This window comes from Acinetobacter sp. RF14B, from assembly GCF_006864105.1.
GTDB lineage: Bacteria > Pseudomonadota > Gammaproteobacteria > Pseudomonadales > Moraxellaceae > Acinetobacter > Acinetobacter lwoffii_C.
On record NZ_SMTB01000252.1, the window covers coordinates 1 to 497 of the forward strand.

The 497-nt window shown below is 42.9% G+C and carries 1 protein-coding gene; it reads left to right on the plus strand.

Annotation, left to right across the window (positions count from 1 at the left end):
• Nucleotides 1-285: 285 nt before the first annotated feature.
• The coding region (locus tag E2K52_RS14810) for a DUF1656 domain-containing protein (protein ID WP_201798524.1) at nt 286-497 on the plus strand (212 nt) is incomplete at its 3' end.

Genomic DNA, 497 nt, shown 5'->3' on the forward strand with positions numbered 1-497 from the left:
GTTTCAGGCGATGGTCTATCAGAGCACGCCATATGCGCACCAACCGTGCCAGATCAGAACCTAGTGGCGATTCCAATTTCATCTCCTTATAATTAGCTTGCTAAGATATTATGCGGCTTTTAGAATAGTGTGCAGCAATTGTATTGCTAAAACAAATGTATTGCTGCATTTGGTTACCGTCAGACATATTTTTCAGAAATTGCGCGTAAATTTTTCGCACTTAAAGAATATTTATTAATCTAACGCAATATATTCGGTCGTAAAGGAATCTACTTTGTGAAGTTTATGCTCAATGCAACAGGATTGCCCTTACAAGATCTGGTGTTCGGTGCGTCCGTCTATTTTCCTCCGTTTTTCAAAGCCTTCGCGTTTGGATTCGTCATCTGGCTTGTCGTACACCGCCTGCTTCGTGGCTGGATCTACGCCGGTGACATCTGGCATCCCTTGTTAATGGATTTATCGCTGTTTGCGATTTGCGTTTGCCTTGCTCTGGCAAT